Here is a 23,901-nt window from a genome sequence, read left to right as displayed (position 1 = left end):
CTTTAACGAGGTTGCAACAGTTGGGGAGAAATGGTGTCGGGCGGTAGCAAGCCTAACCAAGCGAGGTTTTGCACATAATAAGCGGAGTTGTTATCCCAAAAACCATTGCGGTACTGGGGCTGCAACTTTCGCTGCCAAAGCTCGGTGGCGATCGCCGGGTCGAGCAGTCGCCAAGCAGGATACAACATGGCATATTGAGCAGTGGCTTCGTAACTCACGGTCGGTGCACCTGAAAGATCAAAAGTGGCGGGGATTTTTTGTTGCGATCGCCATTGTTTTTGCAGAAATCCTAAATGCTTTTGCAGATATGCTTTTGCAGGTGCGGAGTCGAATAACTCCGCGTCCCAAGCGACCCGCCACCAGACGCGGTAAGCGTCAAAACTGTATTGGCTTTTCAGCGGCCCAGAGAGCGGTAACGGTTGAAATTCTCCTGTGGTTGTGTCCACCGCTACCCAATCGCTCGGCAAACCAACAGCTGATAGCGTGGCTGAGTTTTCCAGAGCTTGATAACTACTGTCCACCAAGCTCAACCAATCGTGCTTGGGATCGACTTGAGCAAAGAGCCGAAACGCATAAGGCGCAAAGTAGGACGGATTCAGTTGAATCACGGTCTGCTGCTGAAAAGCTGCGGCTGGCCCTGGCAGCAAATAGCGCTGCCCACCAGCGACCACGGTGGAGAATCGCCACAAGTCTTGCAATTTGGCTTGGGCTAACTTCAGATACTCTGGTTTCTGCCAACGCCGGGATGCCAAAATCAGAGCGGTAATGGCATCGACATCGGCATCACTGGCAAAATTTGGGTCGATCGCTCCCCATCTTGCGGGTTCATTTGGGCCTTGTTCATTACGGCCCCACTTCCAAACCCAGAGCTGGTCGGTACGTTTGCCATTAGCTTGGCGTTGCAAATTGTTTTCTGACCACTGCAAGGTTTTGGCAAAGGTGCTGGGGTCATCACTCAACACCGCTCGCAGCATGGCGTAGGCTTGCCCTTCGGACGTGGAGCGATCGCCTGCTTCCCGGTCAATCACCCGCCCATCCGCTTGAATAAAACGTTGTCGATAGGCGGTCCAACTTTGCTGCAACAGTTGTTGAGTTGGCGCTGCTGTTGCTGAGCTGATTACAGTCGGGTCTGGACTGGGAGTAGGCGCTGTAGTGGCTGGCGGGGTAGCGGGTGGAGATTGTCTGGCGTCGCTAGAAAATTTAGAACATCCGAGTAGTCCCATCATGCCACTCAGACTAACTGCCACTGCTGCCCTACGCCACCATGACCACGAGCCTGTTTGTCGCTTAGTTTTGGGGTACCGTAACATCTCAACTGGCCCTGCACAAGGTAGTAAAGCTAAACGCACAAAATTGAACCGCATGGTGACAACACCATCCATTTAGCAGTTAGTAACGCTCCCACGGTGGTTGAAACCCTCGCTGTCTCAACAAGTCTTCTTTGATCTGCTGCACCCTCCGAGACAAGCTACTATCCGGGGTTCCAGTCGTCGCTTGCTGTACCTGAAGTTGTTCCAGTTGCTGCAAAGCGGTGAGGGGCATGCCTTGAGCCGCCATCAATTCAGCCAGCGATCGCTGTGCCCCCACATCTGTCGGATTGAACGCCAGCACTTGCGAATACAACTGCTCTGCCGCCCCAAACCGACGCTGCTGGAATCGCACCCCGCCTAATGCAGATAGTGCTTCAACATTGTTCGGTTGGATTTGCAAAAGCCGTTGGTAGGCATCACTGGCTTGGTCCAAATCTCCTAATGCCTGGGCTACCTGCCCTTGCAGCTGGTAAGCACTCGGATTATTGGGATTGCGGGCTACCAGTTGGGCCGCGATCGCTCTGGCTTGGGCAGGACTCCGAGCGGCAATCACCTGAATCGAGCGTAACTGCAAAGCAGAATTATTCGGGTCCAGTTGCAGCAGCGCATTGTAAAGCGGTTCGCGGCGAGGGTCCGGGGGTAGTACTCCCACCAGAGTCACCAATTCCGGAGGCGTGTCGGTGGGGGGGCGGGTTTGCAGCCAAGTATTCAACACTGCTTCCGCCTCAGCTAAAGAAATCCGTTGAGCCTGATAAGCCAAAGCCGCTCGGCCCAGTTGAATTTCCAAATTTTGCGGATTCAGGGCTACTAATTGGTTATAAATTGCCAGTGATTCATCCGTGCGTCCCTGCGTTTGGCGCACACTTGCCAAGCCTTGCAAGGCATTGTTGATAATGTCGCGATCGCTGGGGTTACTAGCCAGAATTGCTTGATAACGCTGGGCGCTGGCTTCCAAGTTGCCTTCCCGCCGCTCGATCTCAGCCAAAAGTAGTTCCGAAGCTCGGTCCTGTGCTCCTGCCGCTGTATTAGCATAGGCAGCCAAGGCACTTCTCGCCGCTGGCAGATTGTTCTGCTGAATCAAGAGCTGGGCGATGCGGAAGTTCAGAAAAGGAGCGTTGACGCCCGCTTGCAGCAACGTTTGGTACACCGGGAACAGTTCTGGCTCTGGTTCCACGGCTGAGAGCGCTTGAGCTAACTGTTGTAGCTCTACAGGATTGGTCGGCAAGGGTTGCAAAACCGTTCGTAGTCGTTGTCGCAGCTCAGCTCTAGAAATTACTCCCAACTGGCTCTCCAAGGCCAATTGCTTCAGCGCCAAAATTTGATTATTGGGCTGCTGCTGCGTCAGTTGGCGATACAGTTGCAGCGCATAAGGTTGCTCGGCAGGTATACCGCTGAGCACATCGGCAACTTCTTGCACCAACGTAGGCGTAGGATTGGTTTGGCGCTGGAGTTCCTGACGGTAGAGGGCTGCTGCCTCTTGGGTCAGGGTCGGAGCATTGGCTTTGCTCCCTAACTCATTGAGTGCCCTCGCCAAAGGCAATGCTGCTTCAGGACGACCACGGAGTGGATCTAAAACTGCTAGCGCTTCAGCAGGTTGCTGGTTAGCTAAATAAGCTTGAGATAGTTCCGAGCGAGCTTGAATCGCCGTGTCGTCTAACCGACTGGATGCTTGTAGTTGCGCTTGCAAAATGGCGATCGCTTGCGCAGGATTGCCCGTTTCCCTCAAGGCCCGAGCATAGGCCACTGCGGCATTCCCGGTGATCGTTTTGCCGGAAGCACGGTAGCGGTTGAACAGCTCTAACCCTTGCTGAGCATTTCCCGTGTAAGTATAAATTTGTGCCGCCCCTAGAATCACATCCGGGGTGGGATTGTTTTGTAAAACAATCTGGTAGTCAGCCAAAGACTCTGCAAAGCGCCCTCGGTAGCCCAGTAAGAGCGCCCGCTGTCCCCGCGCTTCTAGGTCGTTGGGTTCTAAGTTCAGCAAGGTGGTTAAAGCAATAATGCCTTGGTCTTGCCATTCCGCTCGGTAGCCTCCTAGAAACCCCAACGTTTTGAGCGCCAAACGGTTGTTTGGGTCTTGTTCCAACACGCGCCCATAAGCCTGGAAGGCATTGGCGTCTTGTCCTGCCCGCCGATAGGCGATCGCCAATCCCAACTTGGCTTCTATCGATTGTGGGTAACTGCGAATAGCCCGCTGAAAAGCCGCGATCGCATCATTGACCAAGCCGCGATTCAACAAGGTATAAGCTTGTCGAACTGAAGCAGGCACCGTCTGCGCTTGCACCGCCGGAATTTCCCAGGGCCACAGGTCTACCAGCAAACCACCACTCAACCCCACGGCGAGCAAGCAAGACCATCCCAAGCGCCTAAACTTCACTGGTTTGCGGGTGTTTTTCCAGGTGTCATGCCGTTGGTTCATTGCAGCCTGCCCTTCGGTGTGACATCAAATTCGGTCTTGAGCCGGAATCCTGCGATCGTCTCCGAGAAACCATTTAGTTCCTGTAAGGTAAAGCCTAGCCGCAAGTTAGGCAAAAAGCGAAAATCGTAATAGAGTTCCAGAACATCTGGGTTGCGATCGCCCAGCTGTCTTCGTAAAGCCGCATTAGACAGTTGGCGACCATAGGCTAGGCCCAAGCGATCGTCAGGGGCAAATACATCTAAAACGGTAAGTCCGACGTTGTAGGTGTTGCCTTGTTCGTCAAGACCCCGGTTGTTGTACTGGCCGTAGCGACCAAACAAACCCATGTTGAGGCTGGGAATAAAGACCTCTGCGTTGATGCCAAAGCCTTCCTCGCGATCGCCTCGCTGGGGTCCACTCAATCCATCCCCTCGATTCACTTGAAAAATTTCTCTGAAGCCGTCTCCTGCCCCAGTTTCTCGCCCTGTGCTGTAGGTACCGCGAATGATGGCGTTGCCGTAACGGAATCCCAGTTCGCCCGCAAAGCCATCTAAGCTGAAATCCCCAATGCTCCGCGCCGAGGAAAACGCCGCAAATCTAGCTTCGATGTTGTCAGTTAAAGCCCAGTTCACTAAAGCACTAGGCCGAGAACCAATCCCGGTTGCGGTCAGCGCGGAGTTAGTCTGAAATACTGGGTTAAAGAAGTGGCTCGCGCCATCCTTGGCAAAACTGTTGCGATCGAAATAAGAGGTTAGGTCTAATTGCCCTACAACAAACCGCAAGTTCGGCAAATCTCGCGGAGAAGTAGCGACAAACAACTCATTCAGACTCAGGCCCTCTTGCTGCGAATCGACCAACCCCTGCCCTGTCGTCAAATCCAGCGCCCCACCAAACAGAATATTGGGTGTTAAAGGATAAGCCGCTGACAAGCGAGCTCTAGCGGATGATTCATCCGCCTGATAGAGATATACACCTTGCAGCTGCACAGAAGGTTCGCTCAAAGCCGTACTCCGCAAAAGTGGCTTAGAGGAAGTTTCTGGCCGAGTTTCTAAAGCAGCAGCAGGGGCTACATTACCTGGTGAATTGCTTGGGGGAGCTGTTGTGCTTTGAGGAGCTGTTGGTGTGGGCGTATTTTGGAACTGCGGAAAAGCGGTCGGCTGCCCCGTTGGATACCCAGCACCATAAGGGCTAGGAGCACCATATGGCGCAGCAGGAGCACCGGAGTAGGGGCTTCCAGGGTAGTTAGGTGCAGCGTTATAAACGCTACCGGGATACATGGGCGTAGGATTAGCACCATTGCCGGGATAATTCGGCGCAGGACTAGATGGATTGCTCGGATAATTCGGGGCAGTTGGAAATGCAGTTGGATAAGAATTAGGTGGGTAAGAATTAGGCGGATAAGAATTACCGGGATACCCTAAAGCAGGGTTGGGATAATTACTGAGATAGTTCGGTACAGGACTATAAGAACTACTGGGATAACCAGGTGCAGTTGGATAAGAATTAGGCGGGTAAGAATTAGGTGGGTAAGAATTAGGCGGATAAGAATTACCGGGATACCCTAAAGCAGGGTTGGGATAATTACTGGGATAACCAGGAACATTGTTATAAATATTACTGGGATAATTGTTGGGATAACTAGGAGCTTGAGGACTATAAGTGTTAGTGGGGTAAACCGGATTTGGACTATAGAAACTACCGGGATAATTCGGCGCACCATTATAGAAATTGTTTGGGGAATTGGGTACACCATTATAGAAATTTGGATATGTTGATGGCGCAGTCAAATTAGGAACGGAGGCAGGCGCTACAGGTGCGGCAGTAGGCTGTGGCGAAGGAGCGTACCGATTGTAGAAATAGACATTATTGGAGCTATCAGGTCCAGTAGGACCACCTGCCCCTGGAACCATCAAGGTTGGCATGGGAGCAGGCATAGGCTGACCCATCGGGTAGAGATTACCATTGGGATTCCAACCATAAGGATGCCACCCAGGAGGCGCCATTGGTGCTAGCTGAGCCGGAGGTAGTTGCCCGACCGGATAGGGATAAGGGTAAGCATTACCATTGACGCCGCCCCAACTGGGAGCCGCTACAGGCCCTCCAGACATCCAAGGCAGTTGCTGAGGCGAAAAACTAGCACTTGGCGTCTCGGGGCGAACCGTAGGCAAGGGGGTTGGTACTAGCAGGGGTTGTCCGTTGGGATCGCTACGCTGCCCTACAGGCTGCGGCCAACCATTGCAATTCCCCGCACAGACTCCAGGACTATATTGTCCAGGGACACCTAAGCCTGCACCATTCATCTGCCAGTAATTGTCAGCCGTCTTGATTGGGGATGTCTGGGACGGTTTAACCCCAGAGGTTTTGGTCGTGCTTTTAGTCGTAATAGATGAAGATTGATCCGATCGCGATCGCTGCGGGTTAACCGACTTAGATGGAGTCGTAACGTCAGATCCTAAAGACGGCGATCGCTGCGGATCGATGAAGCTGGGTATTGCCGTTTCCACCTGCTTAGCCAGCACTTCTGACCTAGAACCAGCGATTTGACGGACTAGATCCGTTTCAGTATTAGACAGGTTTTGGGGAGTATTAAGAGGGGCGATCGCTGCCGCAGCCAATGTAGAGCGAGCCTGAGGTGTGGCCTTTTTATTTCTGAGCTTTGTTTCGGAACTTGGACTCTGAGTGGCTGGGGCCTGACGAGAACTGGGTTGAGGCGTTAATTCCGACGGACGAGGAGAATTTGCCCAGCTAGGCTTTACCTGAGTTAGCCCGGTGAAAAGAAGCAATGAGATTGAGCCAGATGCTAGGACTCTAAGCGAGAGTAAATAGCTACGGAAGATAGACCAACGAGAATCAAGCATGATATGGCTCACACCTATTGTGCTGTCTGATGCGGTCTAGTGAATATGGAAGCTAAGACTACCGAAAAACATTTAGACTGCTGAAAACTTTAGCAGAAGCGGCGGTCATTGGAACAATAAAGTTTTACTTGTATGCAAATACATCGCTAGTGTTTGAATGCGTTCAATCTAAATATTATTAGAATCAAACTCTTTACTAAGCACCCTGACTTGAATTAGCGTCAGACAATCTAACTTAAGGAAATACAATATCTCCAAGTTATTGTGTCAAAAAAGCCAGTGAATTCACTAAGTTTTTACACAAGAACTAGAAGATTAAAATATTGTCCTGACCAAGAAAATCTTCATGAATCACTATTTGATTCTGTTCTAATTCAGTTCACACTAACTAATAGGATTTGTTATTCCGTTTATAGCCCCATTTTTACTCGCGATCGCCATGCAACGTCAATTCTTACATTTCATCTTGCCCGCTAAACAAATTTGGCATGAAGCGGCACCCTATTGTTTAAGCGGCTTACTTCTGGCTAGCACTGGTTGCTCGCAAGCTAAACCTCCTGAGGTTAATTTGAACCTCCAAGTAGAACCTGCTGGGCGAGCGGGAGTTTATTCCGTCTCAGGCAACACAAACTTACCAGACCAGAGCCGCATCACTGTCTCTGCTATCCGCTACCTTTCTCCCAGTCAAACAGCACCCTTAGCAACTGGGGGTTTATCACCACAACTTCAATCTCAGTTGACTTACACCGTCCTAAGTCGGCAAGACGTAGTGGTTAACCAAGGCAAGTGGCAGACCTCCCTCAATCTTTGGCAAGTTGCACCCAATGGCCAATTTCGCGAGGGATGGCAGATTAACCAGTCCGAACTCAAAATTCCAACGACTCCCGCCCCTGATGTTGTCTTTCTGGCAACGTTTGAGCCAGAGGGACAACCGCCTACGATTCAGCAGAAGGTACAAGAGCAAGGAATTCAACTAGAAGGTAATTTAGCGCGATTCACTACTGATGGTCAGCGTTATCTACAGATTAGTCAAGCTTTACCCGTACCCTTACCGACCGGAAAAACTACTCCTCCCACCCTGACGACAGCAGACATCAACGGAGGGTGGGGCGATCGCTCGCAGATTACTACCCCTGAAAAATCAGCCCCAGCGAACTCTAAGCCAACCGCTAGTGCCAATACAAGCCAAACTACTGCTCCTCTCTCACCTGATCAGTTACTCCGCTAACGACGCTTGCTTCAAGTTATATCTAGCGGCATCAAGGGTTGAGGAAACAGTAGTTTGGCTTTGGCAATCAAGTAGCCTTGAGCTAACTGTGTGAGTCAGGAAGCCACTTTCTGTTGAACACGGATTGGCTCTACCTTTTGGGAGCGCTGAGCATAGCTCATAGTGGGATGGAATCTGGTGAAGCTGCTAGCACGAGCAGCATCCAGTTGAGGCACATCGTGCAAAGCTCCTTGCAACACTTCCAGTTGAGCCATGATTTGCTTGAGTTGAGTTTGCAACTCATCAACTTGGGCATGGGCAACGGGTGCTTGTACCTCTGTTTCCTCGGTAGTTGCCCCAGCTTGAGCAAAACTAAGGAAAGCTTGAGCTGGATGCAGAGCGGAGACAGCGGCTTGCACTGAGACAGGACGGGACAGATCAGTTTTGACAGCAGCCTGCGAGGTCGTAACTGTTTCAGCAGTTGCAGTGGGGATGGCTGATGGAGCAATCATGACAGGCTGAGCCAAATCTACCGTAGTTCCCGTGACCACTTGGACTGGCTTGTCATGCAGAAATTCAGAGAGGCCTGTAGCAGCTAGGCGAACTTCGGATAACTTTAGTTCTTCTAACTGGCTCTCTTTAACTTGCAAATTCTCTTGGAGGCTGGATAGCTGTTCTTCAACTTGAGCCGATTTGCGTGAAGACCGCCGCCATCCAGTTACAGCTACGCTAGCGATGCCCGCACCCAAACTCAGCGCCGTTGCAAAACCAAGGTAAGGAGCTGCTACATCTTTCAATTGGCCAGTGAAAACAGGTTCTTGCTGAACCCGAATATCAATTGGCTGTGAACCCAACATAACTAATGGTAGCGTCAAGCTGGAAAACACCGTGCTAGACAGAAGGACAGCAGGCAATAAAAAGCTTTTAAGCGACGATACAGGCATTTTGGGGACTCCAAGCAAATATGGGTTTCAAAAGTCGTTGGTTTTGTAGCGGAAAGTATATCTACTGTTTCAATATCCCTAGTTCTTAGGTCAGGCAGGATCGAAAACAGTGACTGAGTGGGTAACTAGGAAATTCACTCTAGAAGGCAGCACATAGAGTAATTTCTCTTCTCTATAAACACTAATAGGTATCTAGGTAATCTTTCGTATAGAGCTGATAAAGACACCCAGAGAAGGTGATGAAGAAGATGTGAACTTTTTACTTAAGCGCTTTGGTTGATAGAAGTTGCGTAAGTTATATCCCTTAGCTTAGATTCTTAATTTTGCCCATACAAATAATCCCTAAAAGGTAAGTACCTCTTAGGATAGAGCTATATTTATCAAGGGCTGAGGGCTACAAGAAGCTTAGATGAAGCTGGATTGTTGAATGGTAAATCTTTCAATAAATAGACACCTTTGACTTGAATTAACGTCGAAACCTGTAATCTTCCGAGTTGCATGTTATTGCGGAGTCAATCGAGTTAGACCGATGAAACCTATTAGTTAACTCAATAGAAGTTAAGAAGCGATTAAGAGGTTATTTTGGCTATCTCATTGAGTGCTCATAGCTAAACCATTTATTGACTAAACATATGAGCAAATTGTTCCAGCTAGCTTTGAAATCTTTTGGGCGCTATTGCCAAAGAGCAATTTTTGCCTGGAAACAGGCACGATCACTCAACCCCAATCGTCCCCATTTAGGCGCTCAAACCCCAATTTGGCGATCGCGGTCTTTACTCCAGTGGTTGTCCTTAGCTTTAGCGGGTTTATGTCTCAGTTTGGGATTACAGTTCAACCCAGGTTTAGAAGCCGCGAGTGCCGCGATCGAGCTCCCTCTCTCCACCAGAGGAGCCCAAATTGTCGATGGGGTCGGTCGTCCAGTTTTATTGCGGGGAGTGAACTGGTTTGGCATCGAAACTGAATTGCATGCCCCTCACGGTCTTTGGACGCGGGACTACCGTGAGATGCTGGCGCAAATCAAAGGATTAGGATACAACATCATTCGGCTGCCCTTCTCCCTAGAAGCTTTGCGCTCTGCCGCAGCAAGTGGCATTGACTTCAATATTGGTGCCAATCAAACCTTGCAAGGTAAATCGCCTCTAGAAATTATGGACGCCGTGATTCAAGAGGCAGGACAGCAAGGGCTACTGATTTTACTGGACTGTCATCAACTGAATGATCAACGCATTCCAGAACTTTGGTATGGCGACGGCTTTACCGAAGCTGATTGGATTGACACCTGGCAAATGTTAGCAAATCGTTACAAGAATCAGCCTCATGTCATTGGAGCTGACCTAAAAAATGAACCGCATGGTCGAGCAAGTTGGGGCACCAATGACTCAGCAACAGACTGGCGACTAGCAGCTGAGCGAGCGGGTAATGCCATTTTGAAGACGAATCCTCATTGGCTGATTGTCGTTGAGGGAGTAGAGAATAATGTTCCTGGACAAAAATTATCCAGGCACTGGCAAGGCGGCAACTTAGAAGGCGTGAAACGTTATCCAGTTCGCTTAGCAGTTAAGAATCAACTCGTTTACTCCCCTCATGAGTATGGCCCTGGAGTTTACGACCAACCCTGGTTTTCAGAAAAAACTTTCCCTAAAAACCTTTACAACCGTTGGGAAACTGGATTTCACTACATTGCAACTCAGAAGCTAGCTCCAGTTTTAATTGGAGAATTTGGGGGACGGCAGGTAGACAGCAATTCTAAAGAAGGCATTTGGCAACAACAGTTGGTTGAGTTTATTAAGCAGAAACAACTGAGTTTTACTTACTGGAGCTGGAATCCTAATAGCAAGGATACTGGGGGCGTTTTACAAGATGATTGGCGCAGCATTGAGGACGCTAAGCAAAAACTCTTGAGCCAGCTCCTACCTACAGCGCGTTCTCCACTCACAACTTTCCGACCAACGGGTGCGGCTGTCCCAGCAAAGCAGCAACGAACGGGGGCAAGTCAGCGGCCAATTCCACGGCCAACTCCGCGATCGCCTGTCACCTCACCCACCTCGTTACCACCTAACAAAACTCAAACGACCCAAAATCAACTCACAACTAAGATGACAATCGAGTCGGATTGGGCGAGTGGTTTTTGCGTCAGGTTCCTAGTCCAGAATCCAACTCAGAAAGTTGTGCAGAATTGGCAGTTAGCTTTTCGGATGAATCAAGCCAACATTAACAATAGCTGGAACGGAAATTTCAACCGTCAAGGTTCGCAATACCAAGTCACACCGCCGAGTTGGGCAAGAGTGCTACAACCCAATCAAACCGTTGACCTAGGTTTTTGTGCCAACAAGGCAGGCTCCGACTACCGACCACAGCAAGTGTCTGTGTTCTAGTCGTTAGATTTACCGTGGCAAAGAAAAACCGGAGGCTCAGATATTCCTGAGCCTCCGGTTTCACTTAAGCCTAAATGTGTTGAATAGCGCGATTAAAGAAGATTACTCTTCATCGTCATCATCTACTACATCGGTAAACTCATCATCAATCAGTTCATCATCGTCCAAGATGGCGGATGTTGGTTTTTCATCCCCGGGAACAGGAGCCGTGAAACTTTCGAAGCTGAAGTTGGGGCGATCGTCGAATGCACCATCCAAGCCGTAGCTACGAGCAGTGCGATCGTCTAAGACCACATCTCGGAGGTCCGCATCTTCATCAAAGACACTGGTGCCATCGAAGGTAAGGTCAATATCGGGACTGCCCACTTCTTCATAAGCATTGAAACCAGTACCCGCTGGAATCAAGCGTCCAATAATCACGTTCTCCTTCAAACCTCTCAACCAGTCAGACTTCCCTTCGATCGCCGCTTCTGTGAGCACCCGTGTGGTTTCTTGGAAACTAGCCGCCGAAATAAAGCTGTCCGTGTTGAGCGATGCCTTGGTGATACCCAACAACACAGGAGTGTACTCAGCAGGTGCCCCCCCGGTAATGGCCATTGCCTCGTTTACTTGCTGAACTTGGTAGAGTTCCACCAATTCACCAGGCAACATGGTGGTGTCTCCACCATCATCGACGCGAGCCTTAGAAGTCATCTGACGCACAATCACCTCGATGTGTTTGTCCGAAATATCAATCCCTTGGGATTGGTATACAGACTGCACTTCGTTCACTAAAAAGGTTTGCACCTTCTGCAAACTAATCAAGGATGCGTCATGAACTCCCAACGTTTCGCGATTGACCTTGAAGACGATCTCCAAAATCTCGTGGGGGTTAGAAGGACCATCCGTGAGAGGTTCTGATGCGCCAACTTCCTGCCCATCGGAGACAATCACGTTCTGACCAGGACCGAGGGGATAGTCTGTCATCACGCCATCAGCTTCGATGACTTTGACTTCTGCCACATCATCATCGCTGTAGACGACTTGTGCGGTACCAGGACGTTCTGAGAGGACACAAGCTTCCTTAGGTTTGCGAGCTTCCAATAATTCTTCAATTCTGGGCAAACCTTGGATGATGTCTCCAGTTTTCGTCCGCTCAAACACCAGCAGCACCAAGTTGTCACCCCGCTGGACTAGATCCCCATCATCGATGTGGAGTACAGCTCCAGGAGACACCCGATAAGGACGAGCAATGCGTAAGGTGACTTCACCCTCGCCTATCCCAACGACTTGGCCAGATTCCTCTAGCTTGGTACCAGAGGCGATTTCTGTGCCAGCTACTAGTAAGTCACCTTCTTTCACTTTGGGAGCCTTGCCTTGAGTGCTAATGACCACTCGGTCAGCATCCCTCACCACGAGGATTCGGCGAATCGCTTCGGCTCCTTCGCGAATCCCTCGGACTTCACCAGACTCTTTACACTGAATTTCTGTCCGCGCTACGACAGCACCAGGAGCAATCTGCTCGCCATCTTTGACCAAGAGACGAGTGTGAGTACTACCTTGAGTGGTGTCTGCGGCAATATCTCGACGAATCACTAGAGATTCCAGAATCACGAGTTGGAGCCGCATAATCTCTGGATCAGTCTCGTCCGGAATTAGCTCAATGTCAGCAGCTAATTGAGGTGCATCTTGATCGATCTCTAGTACGAGCTGAGTGCGAAGTAATTCTAAACCTTCTACGGACTTAACCCGCTCTCCATCCTTGTAAGGCAAGCGTTGTACCGCACGTAGCTGAATAGTACGGCCAGACTCTTCACTAGTTGAGGCTTGACTCGGCACAGAAGGTTCGTTTGGCACCACAAATTCGGTAACCGGACGCAGGAGCACGGCTGGACCTTCGGGCGTTTCTACATACTCTAGGAAGCGGAGTTCGCTAAGGGTTAAACCAGGTAACACTTCTTGCCCAGGATTAGCCAAGGTGGGTTCTTTGCCCATAAATTCTTCGGGATTGTCAATCATGTGCAAGTCCCCTGGCTTGACCACGATTTCCCGCAGAATGTCGTTCTTCTGAATGACTTCGACCACACCATTGCTTTGACAGAAGATGTCTTTAACAACTTCTGTTCCTGCTTCGACGTACTGACCATCCTCCACGAGGAGCAAAGAAATATCTTTGTTCACTTCGTGGGCTTCCTCAGGAATCCAAAGCAGCGTACCGCCTTGAACCACTTCGTAGCCTTGCTTAGCCTTACCTCGCTTCGCCACTTCAACGCCAGAGTAGCGAATGATCCCGCCGGTTTGAGTCCGGTAGCGATCGTCGATCAATTCTGCGACGACTTGGTTGTTTGTCACCTTCGTTCCAGGCGTTGCTTTGAGAGAGAACGACTGGTTGTGGTTGGTTTCAACTAAGTAGTGATCGCGGCCTTGATAGCTCTCAACCCGTACTCGCGCTTCATCTAGCAATACGGAAGCTGTAATAATTTCAACTTCGCGACCGCCCTTACCTTCAGCTTCTTGCTGAGGTAGGCGTACGGTTCCACCATGCTCTGTGATCAGCTTGGTTTCAGCGAGGACGCTACTAGAATCCACACGATCGCCGTTCTTCACGGTCGGTTCGGCACCAGGGGGCAAGTTGTAAACTTCACCCGATAGAATCCAGATCAAGCCACCTCTTTGAGCAATTCGGGTGGTGTTGCCTTGACGGTCTTTCTTTTCTTCGGGAACGATGTCGGCAAACTTAACTTCCCCAGCCAAGTCTGAAGCCACGTCTTTACTAGCCTTTTCAGTGGTACGCTGAGTTCGACCTGCCAGCGGGACTTCTGCCAAGAATTGATCCTTCTTGACATGCTCACCATCTTTAACGAGCAAAGTTGAACCTTGAGGAATCGCAAAGGATTCTTTCTTAGAACCCGACTCCAGCATCAGATCAGTATTACTTTCCGCAATTAAAGCTTCATCTCCATGACGGGTCCGGTAAGGACGAGTCCGGAAACGCTTCGCGTAGCGGATGGTGCCCTCAAAGGTAGCCCGCACCTGACGCGCCATTTCTCCAGTGAATACCCCTCCAGTGTGGAAAGTCCGCATGGTTAGCTGTGTTCCAGGCTCACCAATAGATTGAGCAGCAATAATTCCAACCGCTTCACCCAAATCCACCATGTGAGCGTGAGCCAAGCTCCACCCATAGCAATGCTGACAGACAGAACGAGTCGCTTCACAAGTTAGGGGCGATCGCACCATCACTGTTTCTACACCTGATTGACCAATGATGTGGCATAGGTCATCCGAGAGGTCTTGGTTCCGAGCAGCGACCACTTCTCCGGTTTGCGGATGCACCACATCCTCTGCGATCACTCGACCAAACAAGCGGTCTTTCAGGGGAATCAAGACGCGATCGCCGTCGGTCATGCTACGCACTGGGATACCCCGTTGGGTGCCACAGTCAAGTTCGCGAATAATCACATCCTGGGCCACGTCCACCAGACGACGGGTGAGATATCCAGAGTCTGCGGTTCTGAGCGCAGTGTCTACTAGTCCCTTCCGCGCCCCGTAAGAGGAAATGATGTATTCAGTAACGGTCAAACCTTCCCGGAAGTTGGTCTTAATTGGCAAGTCAATGATTTCACCTTGCGGATCAGCCATCAGTCCGCGCATACCAACAAGCTGGCGTACCTGGGAGATGTTTCCTCTGGCTCCAGAGAAGGCCATCATGTAAACCGAGTTCAACGGATTGGTGGTTTTGAAGTGGCGTACCACCTCATCCTTGAGTTCTTCGCTCGTCCCGTTCCAAGTATCGATCACCTTTTGAAAGCGCTCTACTTCGGTAATCTCGCCACGGGTATAACGGGTTTCCGTTTCTCGAATTTCTTCTTCCGCTGCGTCCAATAGCGCTCGCTTGGTTGGAGGTATTTGTAGGTCATCTACACTAATTGAAACCCCTGCCTTCGTAGCGTAGCGAAAGCCCAGATCCTTCAATAAGTCAGCCACCTGGGCGGTCCGAGCCGTACCGTAGTTGGTAAAAGACCAAGAAATTAGTTTCTTAAGCTGTCCTTTATCAACCACTCGATTCCGAAAAATCACTGGTGCTTCAGGCTTTTGATTTGAATTTTGCTCTGCCATTGTTGCTCTCTGTCCCTCTTTTGATGCAGGAAGAGACGCGTATAGACGCGACTGGGAAGTCGCGCCTACTCATCACGTCTGTAAAGGCTTACGCCACGAAATTGAAGCTTCTACTTTCATGAAGCTTAGTCAGTCAAGGCGTCTTGAATCGTCTTGTTGTAAATAATTCGTCCTGGAGTCGTCCGAATATACTGCGAGATCAAATTCCCCTCCCCGTCTTCACGGGTTCTGCGGAACTTATAAACCTTAGTGACCGTACCATCGGTAGACTCTTGGACTTCTAATGGGTCTGTATCCGGTTCATTGGATTCCATCGCACCATCAAAGCGCACCCAAACGTAAGCATGAAGGTCAACCTGTTGCTGCTCATAGGCCGTGATCGCGTCATCTAAGCCAGAGAAATAACGGCCCGAACCCTTCTGATGAGTAGGATTCTCCGCAGTCAGGTAATAGCAACCCAACACCATATCTTGGCTCGGAGTGACAATTGGGCGACCTGTCGCTGGCGACAAGATATTATTAGAAGCCAGCATCAACAGCCGAGCCTCTGCTTGCGATTCTAGCGAGAGTGGCACGTGAACGGCCATTTGGTCACCATCAAAGTCAGCGTTAAACGCCGGACAAACTAATGGGTGCAATTGAATCGCACGGCCTTCTACCAAAATCGGCTCAAACGCTTGAATTCCTAAGCGGTGGAGGGTTGGCGCTCGGTTTAGTAGCACTGGGTGACCATCAATCACTTCTTGCAGCACATCCCAAACGCTCGGATCGCCCCGCTGGATTAGCTTCTTTGCAGCCTTGATGTTGTTGACTAAACCTTGGCGAATCAGCCGATGAATTACGAAAGGTTGGAATAGCTCGATCGCCATTTCCCGTGGCAGTCCGCATTGGTGGATCTTGAGTTTCGGACCTACCACAATCACAGAACGGCCAGAGTAATCTACCCGCTTACCCAATAGGTTCTGGCGGAAGCGACCTTGCTTACCTTCAATAATGTCTGATAGTGACTTCAAAGGACGGTTGTTGGCGCCTACTACGGTTCGTCCACGACGACCATTGTCAATCAAGGCATCTACTGCTTCCTGAAGCATCCGTTTCTCGTTACGGACAATAATTTCAGGAGCCAGAATTTCTTGTAGACGGGCTAGACGGTTGTTGCGGTTGATCACCCGCCGATATAAGTCATTCAAGTCAGAGGTGGCAAAACGGCCTCCATCCAACTGCACCATTGGCCGCAAATCGGGTGGAATCACTGGAATCACCGACAGCACCATCCACTCGGCTTGAGCACCTGTGGCGATGAAGTTGTCAATCACACGCAGCCGCTTAATCAGCTTGGCCCGCTTCTGCCCCTTGGAGGTAGCAATTTCCTCACGTAGCTGCTCAGCTTCTGTTTCTAAGTTGATGTCTTGCAGCAACCGTTGCAGTGCTTCGGCTCCAATGCCAACTTCAACCCCTTCTAAAGGGGAGTCTTCGCTGTAGATTTGGTCTTCAATCTCAATCCACTGGTCTTCTGTCAGCAGCTGCTTATAAGTTAGATTTTCTGCATTACCTGGATTGAGCACCACATAGGCGTTAAAGTAAACGATTTGCTCCACATCCCGTAAAGGCATATCGAGTAGAATCGCCATGTAGCTCGGAATCCCCTTGAGGTACCAAACGTGAGCTACAGGGGCAGCCAGCTTGATATAGCCCATGCGATGCCGACGCACCCGGGATTCTGTGACTTCGACGCCACAACGCTCACAGACGATCCCGCGATGCCGAACTCGCTTGTACTTACCACAATGGCATTCCCAATCTTTAGCTGGGCCAAAGATCCGCTCACAGAATAAACCATCCATCTCTGGCTTCAAGGTCCGGTAGTTGATGGTTTCTGGTTTCGTTACTTCACCAACCACCTGCCCATTAGGTAGAGTCCGCTCCCCCCATTGGCGAATTCGATCCGGAGATGCCAGACCAATTTTGACGTAGTCAAATCGCTGTTCTAGCTTTGGCATCGCTTGCAGCTTCCTTAGTATCTATTGTTGAGATCTGTTGTTGCGCTTAGTCTCTGGGTGACAGGTTGCTAGCTGCCAGCTCTAGGAACTGACTATTAGCTCTAGCAACCCATCTCGTATTGACTTAAGCGTCTTCTTCTTCCAGCTCTTCTCTGGAAATGGATTCGTAGGTGGGGCGAGAGGGGGCTCGACGGCTGTTAACATCCGCCATTAGGTCTACCTCTACGTCTCGGCTAGTGCCGTCCTCCTTCGTCTCTACCTTGTGGACTGCGATATCCAAACAGAGAGATTGGAGTTCTCGCATCAACACCTTGAAGGATTCTGGGGTTCCCGGACGAGGAATGGCTTTCCCTTTGACAATTGCATTGAGGGCTTCATTCCGACCCTGCATGTCATCCGACTTCACAGTCAACAACTCTTGCAAGGTGTAGGCGGCACCAAATGCCTCCAGTGCCCACACTTCCATTTCCCCAAAGCGCTGACCACCTTGTTGAGCTTTACCACCCAACGGTTGCTGCGTGACGAGCGAGTAAGGTCCAGTAGAACGAGCGTGAATCTTGTCATCGACCAAGTGCACCAGCTTCAGCATGTAAGCTTTACCGATGGTGACAGGTTGATCGAAAGGTTCGCCAGTCCGACCGTCAAAAACTTGAGTCTTGCCAGCATTGTCAGGGTCAAACAACCAAGGTTGTCCCTTTCGCTTGCTCGCTTCCTGAAGCTTGCCGTGCACGGTTTCACGAGACTTCTCTGCTCCGTGCATTTCGTCGAAAGGCACGACCTTGAAGCGGGCATCCAAGTTCTCTCCCGCCCAAGCCAAGAGGCATTCAAAGACTTGGCCCACGTTCATCCGAGAAGGTACGCCCAAGGGATTGAGCACGATATCGACAGGACGACCATCCGGTAAGTAAGGCATGTCTTCGAGCGGCAAGATGCGGGAAATAATTCCCTTATTGCCGTGACGACCTGCCATTTTATCCCCAACTTGGATCTTGCGCTTCTGGGCTACATAAACCCGCACGACCATGTTGGCACCCGGTGGCAGTTCATCTCCTTGCTCACGGGTAAAGACTCGCACATCCACGACTCGGCCTTTCTCGCCGTTAGGGACGCGCAGGGAGTTATCACGCACATCTCTGGCTTTTTCACCAAAGATGGCTCGTAGTAGCTTTTCTTCGGGTGGCTGATCTGATTCTCCTTTGGGAGTCACTTTACCAACCAGAATGTCGCCTGCTTCTACCCAAGCGCCAATCCGAATGATGCCGCTTTCGTCGAGTTGGCGAAGGGAGTCTTCACCGACGTTGGGAATTTCACGGGTGATTTCTTCGGGGCCAAGCTTGGTTTGACGCGCTTCAATTTCATATTTCTCAACGTGAATTGAAGTGTAGACGTCATCAGAAACCAGGCGCTCGCTGATCAGGATCGCGTCCTCGTAGTTGTAGCCTTCCCAAGGCATGTAAGCCACTAGAACGTTTTGTCCTAGAGCCAATTCTCCACCTTCGGTCGCTGAACCATCAGCTAGGACTTGACCTGCCACGACGCGATCGCCCACAAACACGATGGGGCGTTGATTCAAGCAGGTATCTTGGTTAGAGCGCTGATACTTCTGCATGGGATACTCAATTTCGCGACCTTGAGGATCTCTCACTCGCAGCTTATCAGCCGCTACATAAGTGACTTCACCGTCGGTTCGGCTGACCACAACCATCCCGGAGTCACGCGCTGCCTGAGCTTCCAAACCTGTCCCCACCAAAGGCCGCTCTGGCCGCAACAGAGGAACTGCTTGCCGTTGCATGTTAGAACCCATCAGAGCGCGGTTCGCGTCATCATGCTCTAGGAAAGGAATCAACGAAGCTGCCACCGAAATGATCTGTACTGGTGAGACAGCCACGTAGTCCACCTGATCCGGCGTAGTGGTCGTAAAGTCTTGGCGGTAACGAACAGGAACAGTCACACCTTGAATGTAGCCTGCCTCATCCATCGGGATATCACCCGGAGCGACCCGCAGATCATCTTCCTCGTCTGCAGTCATGTAGATGGGTGGCTGATCCTTCAGAACGCATCCCGTCTCCACAGGATAAAACGGTGTCTCAATGAACCCGTAGGCGTTGACGCGAGCATGAGTTGCCAAGGAGCCGATCAAACCAGCGTTTGGACCTTCTGGAGTCTCAATCGGACAAATCCGCCCGTAGTGGCTAGGGTGAATATCCCGTACCGCAAAGCCCGCCCTCTCTCTCGTTAAACCACCAGGGCCTAAGGCACTGAGGCGACGCTTGTGAGTCAACTCGGCCAAAGGATTGGTTTGGTCCATGAACTGAGACAGTTGGCTGGAACCAAAGAACTCTTTAATCGCAGCCACGAGAGGTTTGGGGTTCACCAAAGAAGCAGGCGTCAGAGAATCTGCATCCGAGACAGTCATCCGTTCTCGAATAATCCGTTCTAAACGGTTGAGGCCGACTCTAACTTGATTTTGCAACAACTCACCCACAGAGCGCACCCGACGGTTGCCCAAGTGATCGATGTCATCAATGTTGCCGATATCAAATTCCAAGTTAATCAGGTAATCAATGGCCGCCAAGATATCCTGAGCCGTTAGGACTCGGACGGTATCCGCCACATTGAGTCTGAGTTTCTTGTTGAGCTTATAGCGACCCACCCGACCCAAGTCGTAACGCTTAGGATCAAAGAAGCGGGAGTCCAGCAGTTGTTGTCCTCCGGAAACGGTTGGAGGTTCACCAGGACGCAGTTTGCGGTAAAGCTCCATCAAAGCTTCTTCTTCGCTAAACTGGCCTTCCTTCTCAATCGTTTTCTGGAAGTACTCTGGGTGACGCAGGGCATCAAAAATTTCGTTGTCGGTGAGACCTAAGGCCTTCAACAACACCTGAGCAGATAGTTTGCGGGTTTTGTCAATTCGTACCCACACCAAGTCGTTCTTGTCAGTCTCAAACTTGAGCCAAGCGCCTCGGTTGGGAATCAAGCTGGCATTATAGGTACGACGACCATTTTTGTCAGTTTCAGACTTATAGTAGACGCCAGGGCTGCGAACAATCTGATTGACGATAACCCGCTCAGCACCGTTAATAATGAAGGTACCACGATCGGTCATTAAAGGCAGGTCACCGATGAAAACTTCCTGCTCTTTAATCTCACCCGTCTCTTTGTTGATCAAGCGGGTAGGAACGTACATCTGGACAGCATAAGTGCCATCCCGTCGCTTCGCTTCATCAACGTCGTATTTGGGTCGCTTCAGTTTGTAATTCTTACCTAGGAAATGTAACTCCAGTTTGCCCGTGTAATCGGTAATAGGCGAGAAGCTCTCTAGCTCCTCAATGAGTCCCTCTTCTAAGAACCAGCGAAAACTGGATCGCTGAATCTCAACTAAATCTGGAAGGGTGAAGGCCAGTGCAGTTTGAGTCTGATTAGTCATGCGTCTCCTCAGGAGGGTCACGCCCAGCGCGAGTCCCAGATGTTATGCGATCTGCACAAAAATGTCAATAGAAAAGTTTGGACCCTGACGAGAAGGACCCAAAAGTGTAGTCTAGCGAATTAAGTGGGCAGTTGAGAGATTTAAGGTAGTCTCCAAGGGGCTTGTTTAGCTAGCAAGCTTGACTTTTTAAATTAAGAGTAGGGAATTGTATGGACTTGCTGAGATTTCAGGGAACTGAAACTTCAGGGGCAGCAGAGGTAGTTTGCAAACAGCAGCCGTCTAATTGGATTGGCTAAAGCTACGAAGCGACCTAAGTAATTCACACTTCTACCATTATGGCGCAAGCAAAGCCTAACTGTGGCCTGTAGATTTCCAGACTCAGTTGAGATTTTTGCTTGATCAGGAGATGGCGAGTCCTTCAGTTGCTTCCAGTTGTAGCTGAGACAAACCAAAAAGTTTGCAGGCATTCTGTGTGGTCTGCGCTGCCAGCACTTCTAGAGAGACCGATCGCAAATGAGCGACTTGCGCGGCTATATAACGTACATAGGCAGGTTCGTTTCGACGCTCACCCCGCTTGGGGACAGGAGCTAGGAAGGGGCAGTCTGTTTCTACTAAAAGGCGATCGCTAGGCACCATACGGGCAGAAGCTTGAATCTGAGCCGCATTTTTGAAAGTCACCGTACCGCTAAAACTGATGTAGAAACCTAGTTCTAGGAACCACTCAGTTTCGGTTGGTGTCCCTCCCCAGCAATGCATTACGCCGCGAACCGGACCTTGGCTTTGCCAAAAATCCTTGAGTAGCTGCGCCATTTCGGGTGCAGCATCTCGGCAATGAATGATCACTGGCAAATTCAGCGCTTGAGCGATCGCAAGTTGAGCTTGAAACACAGCTGTTTGCTGCTGCCGATTCTCCGCCTTGTAAAAGTCCAAACCCGTTTCCCCAATCGCCACGACTCGAGGGTCAGAGGTAGCCAACTCCAAGATCTGGCAATGAGAATCAGGGGTCCATTTGTCCACATCCAGGGGGTGCAGACCCACAGCAAAAGACAGCTCTGGAAACCGATCAGCCAGCGCTTGCATACTGCTAAACTCCGTTGGCTCTACACAAGAATGGATCAGATGAACCAAACCTGCCTCTCGCCAGCGCTGAGCTATAGCCTCCAAGTCAGGCTGAAAAGTATCAAAGTTGATATGGACGTGCGTATCAATCAACTGCATAAGCGAGTTGCTTGCGGCTTCTTAAGATGAACAAGCTGTTTACTGCCAGCAGACTGGCTTGATCCAGCCACTAAGCTTCCGCCAGCGCCCTCTCAGCAAAACAGTCTGGCGTTTTAAACACCAGACTATAACAATGCCAGAGTTGAATTATTCGCAGCTAGCTCTACTTTTGCTGACAATCTATTTACAGACTGCCTAGGAAGCAGCAGAAACAGAAGCATCTTGCCGCTTTAGAGCTTTAGCAAGGTTCGATTTCTTGCGAGCCCCAGTGTTAGGGTGTAGTACACCTCGCTTCACAGCTTTATCAATTTTGCTGTAAGCATTGGCCATGTGCTGTTGTACTTCTTGCTCTAGCTCAGGGCTAGGATTAGCTGTATATGTGTCTACAGCTGCTAAGTACTTCTTCATCAGGGTTTTCACCGCTGACTTGTAGGTTTTATTGCGCAAACGGTTGCGTTCTGCGATCTTGACGCGTTTAATAGCGGACTTAATATTCGCCACAGCCAGTCCTAAGGAAACTCTCTACAACTACTTTCAATGAAATAAAATACCAGAAAAACCAATATAGCATCTCCTCACCCTATTCCGATCCTTCAAAAATCCAGGTTAAGCTAGAGAGGCGAGTACGGGTTTGTCAAACCCGCTCTCCGACGGGTAATTCCTAAGAGACTGCATTCTGACTCCATGCTGCGAATTATTACTCAGCGAACTGAGGCACGGACCGAGCTACGGCGTATTTGCGATCGCACTCACGACGACCAAGTGTTTCACAAAGAAGCCACGGTTCGGGAAGTGTTACAAGCTGTGAAGCGCCAAGGTGATCGAGCCCTGCTACACTACACAGCCGAATTTGACCAACAAGAACTGAAACCTGAAGAATTACGTGTGAGTGGCTCAGAGTTGGATGCTGCCTACCAGCAGGTATCAAAGGAGTTGCTAGATGCGATTCGTCTGGCTCATAAACAGATTGAAGCGTTTCATCGGCAACGAGTCCCTAAAAGCTGGGTGCAGTTTGGTGAAGATGATGTAGTTTTAGGGAAGCGCTATACACCCGTTGATCGAGCAGGGCTCTATGTACCTGGGGGCCGAGGAGCTTATCCTAGTACGGTTTTGATGAACGCAGTTCCAGCGATGGTCGCTCAGGTACCCAGAATTGCGATCGTGACCCCACCAGGACCAGAAAAAACTGTAAACCCAGCCGTACTGGTGGCCGCTCAAGAAGCAGGCGTTCAAGAGATTTATCGAGTGGGTGGAGCGCAAGCGATCGCAGCTTTGGCATTTGGCACCGAAACCATTCCCAAAGTAGATGTGATTACGGGACCGGGAAACATCTATGTTACTTTGGCCAAGAAACTGGTTTACGGCACCGTTGGTATCGACTCCCTCGCTGGCCCTTCAGAAGTATTAGTAATCGCCGACGAAACTGCCAACCCAGTGTTTATCGCGGCTGATCTGCTAGCTCAGGCAGAGCACGACCCAATGGCAGCAGCGATCTTAATTACCACAGACTCCTCTCTGGCTCTCAAAGTAGTGGCGGAAGTAGAGCAACAACTGATCGACCATCCCAGACGCACGCTCACTGAGAAGGCGATCGCTCACTACGGCCTAATCATTGTTGTGGATTCGCTCGAAACTGCGGCTGAGCTTTCTAATGAATTTGCCCCAGAGCATTTAGAGCTAGAAGTCGAAGACCCGTGGGCCTTAATTGACCACATTCGTCATGCTGGAGCTATCTTCCTGGGGTCCTCGACACCAGAGGCTGTAGGAGACTACTTAGCAGGTCCCAACCACACCTTGCCTACTTCTGGTTCGGCTCGCTATGCCTCGCCTCTAGGAGTAGAAACCTTTATGAAGCACTCTAGCTTGATTCAATACAGTCCTACAGCGCTACAAAAAGTCTCAGAAGCCGTGGATGTTTTAGCCACAGCGGAAGGGCTCAGTTCTCATGCGGACTCAGTACGACTAAGAACTAAGCCCAAGCAGATAGACCCACAATCCTAAAAAAAGCAAAGTTTACTTACTAACCCTGGAAAGTGCTTCTTGGATTGAACTTTCTCAGCAGTGATTGACAA

Annotated in this window: 12 protein-coding genes; 3 read left to right on the top strand and 9 right to left on the bottom strand. The window is 50.3% G+C overall.

What is annotated here, in order from left to right:
* Positions 1 to 2: 2 nt before the first annotated feature.
* Genes H6F90_RS20830 through H6F90_RS20820 form a run of 3 tightly spaced genes read right to left on the bottom strand, consistent with a single transcriptional unit; the run spans position 3 to position 6,566 of the window.
* Positions 3 to 1,364 (bottom strand): glycosyl hydrolase family 8, encoded by a 1,362-nt coding sequence (locus H6F90_RS20830; protein WP_242024563.1) that lies wholly within the window; start codon positions 1,362 to 1,364, stop codon positions 3 to 5.
* 25 nt (positions 1,365 to 1,389) lie between these two features.
* Positions 1,390 to 3,729 (bottom strand): tetratricopeptide repeat protein, encoded by a 2,340-nt coding sequence (locus H6F90_RS20825; RefSeq protein WP_190554152.1) that lies wholly within the window; start codon positions 3,727 to 3,729, stop codon positions 1,390 to 1,392.
* Positions 3,726 to 6,566, bottom strand: coding sequence for a carbohydrate porin (locus tag H6F90_RS20820; protein WP_190554151.1), 2,841 nt, complete (start codon positions 6,564 to 6,566; stop codon positions 3,726 to 3,728). Before H6F90_RS20820 ends, H6F90_RS20825 begins: the two co-directional genes overlap by 4 nt.
* A 439-nt stretch (positions 6,567 to 7,005) precedes the next feature.
* Here H6F90_RS20820 and H6F90_RS20815 point away from each other — a divergent pair, with 439 nt between their 5' ends.
* Positions 7,006 to 7,794 (top strand): hypothetical protein, encoded by a 789-nt coding sequence (locus tag H6F90_RS20815; RefSeq protein WP_190554150.1) that lies wholly within the window; start codon positions 7,006 to 7,008, stop codon positions 7,792 to 7,794.
* A gap of 95 nt (positions 7,795 to 7,889) precedes the next feature.
* On the opposite strand, the gene H6F90_RS20810 is transcribed toward H6F90_RS20815, so the two are convergent.
* On the bottom strand, positions 7,890 to 8,717 hold the full coding sequence (locus tag H6F90_RS20810; protein ID WP_190554149.1) for a hypothetical protein: 828 nt from the start codon (positions 8,715 to 8,717) through the stop codon (positions 7,890 to 7,892).
* A 632-nt stretch (positions 8,718 to 9,349) separates the two neighbouring features.
* Between H6F90_RS20810 and H6F90_RS20805 the strand changes: the two genes are divergently transcribed.
* Entirely contained in the window at positions 9,350 to 11,092 is a 1,743-nt protein-coding gene (locus H6F90_RS20805; RefSeq protein WP_190554148.1) for a cellulase family glycosylhydrolase, read from the top strand.
* A 102-nt stretch (positions 11,093 to 11,194) separates the two neighbouring features.
* Here the strand turns inward: H6F90_RS20805 and H6F90_RS20800 are convergent, their stop codons facing one another.
* From H6F90_RS20800 to rpsT, 5 genes are all read right to left on the bottom strand, one after another.
* Entirely contained in the window at positions 11,195 to 15,187 is a 3,993-nt protein-coding gene (locus H6F90_RS20800; protein ID WP_190431419.1) for a DNA-directed RNA polymerase subunit beta', read from the bottom strand.
* 125 nt (positions 15,188 to 15,312) lie between these two features.
* Positions 15,313 to 17,187: a DNA-directed RNA polymerase subunit gamma gene (locus tag H6F90_RS20795; protein WP_190431416.1), complete on the bottom strand. Its 1,875-nt coding sequence runs from the start codon at positions 17,185 to 17,187 to the stop codon at positions 15,313 to 15,315.
* Between the two features lie 124 nt (positions 17,188 to 17,311).
* Complete coding sequence (gene rpoB, locus H6F90_RS20790) at positions 17,312 to 20,611, bottom strand: DNA-directed RNA polymerase subunit beta (protein WP_190431415.1); 3,300 nt, start codon at positions 20,609 to 20,611, stop codon at positions 17,312 to 17,314.
* Between the two features lie 399 nt (positions 20,612 to 21,010).
* Positions 21,011 to 21,829 carry a TatD family hydrolase gene (locus tag H6F90_RS20785; RefSeq protein ID WP_190554147.1) on the bottom strand — a complete coding sequence of 273 codons (819 nt, stop codon included), beginning with the start codon at positions 21,827 to 21,829 and terminating at the stop codon, positions 21,011 to 21,013.
* Positions 21,830 to 22,024: 195 nt separating this feature from the next.
* A complete protein-coding gene (gene rpsT, locus H6F90_RS20780; RefSeq protein ID WP_190431411.1) occupies positions 22,025 to 22,330 on the bottom strand; it encodes a 30S ribosomal protein S20 in 306 nt (101 codons plus the stop codon).
* Positions 22,331 to 22,513: 183 nt separating this feature from the next.
* Here rpsT and hisD point away from each other — a divergent pair, with 183 nt between their 5' ends.
* Positions 22,514 to 23,830: a histidinol dehydrogenase gene (hisD, locus tag H6F90_RS20775; protein ID WP_190554146.1), complete on the top strand. Its 1,317-nt coding sequence runs from the start codon at positions 22,514 to 22,516 to the stop codon at positions 23,828 to 23,830.
* Positions 23,831 to 23,901: the final 71 nt, after the last annotated feature.

Source organism: Trichocoleus sp. FACHB-591, assembly GCF_014695845.1.
Lineage (GTDB): Bacteria > Cyanobacteriota > Cyanobacteriia > FACHB-46 > FACHB-46 > Trichocoleus.
This window is presented reverse-complemented; position numbering and strand designations above follow the sequence as displayed.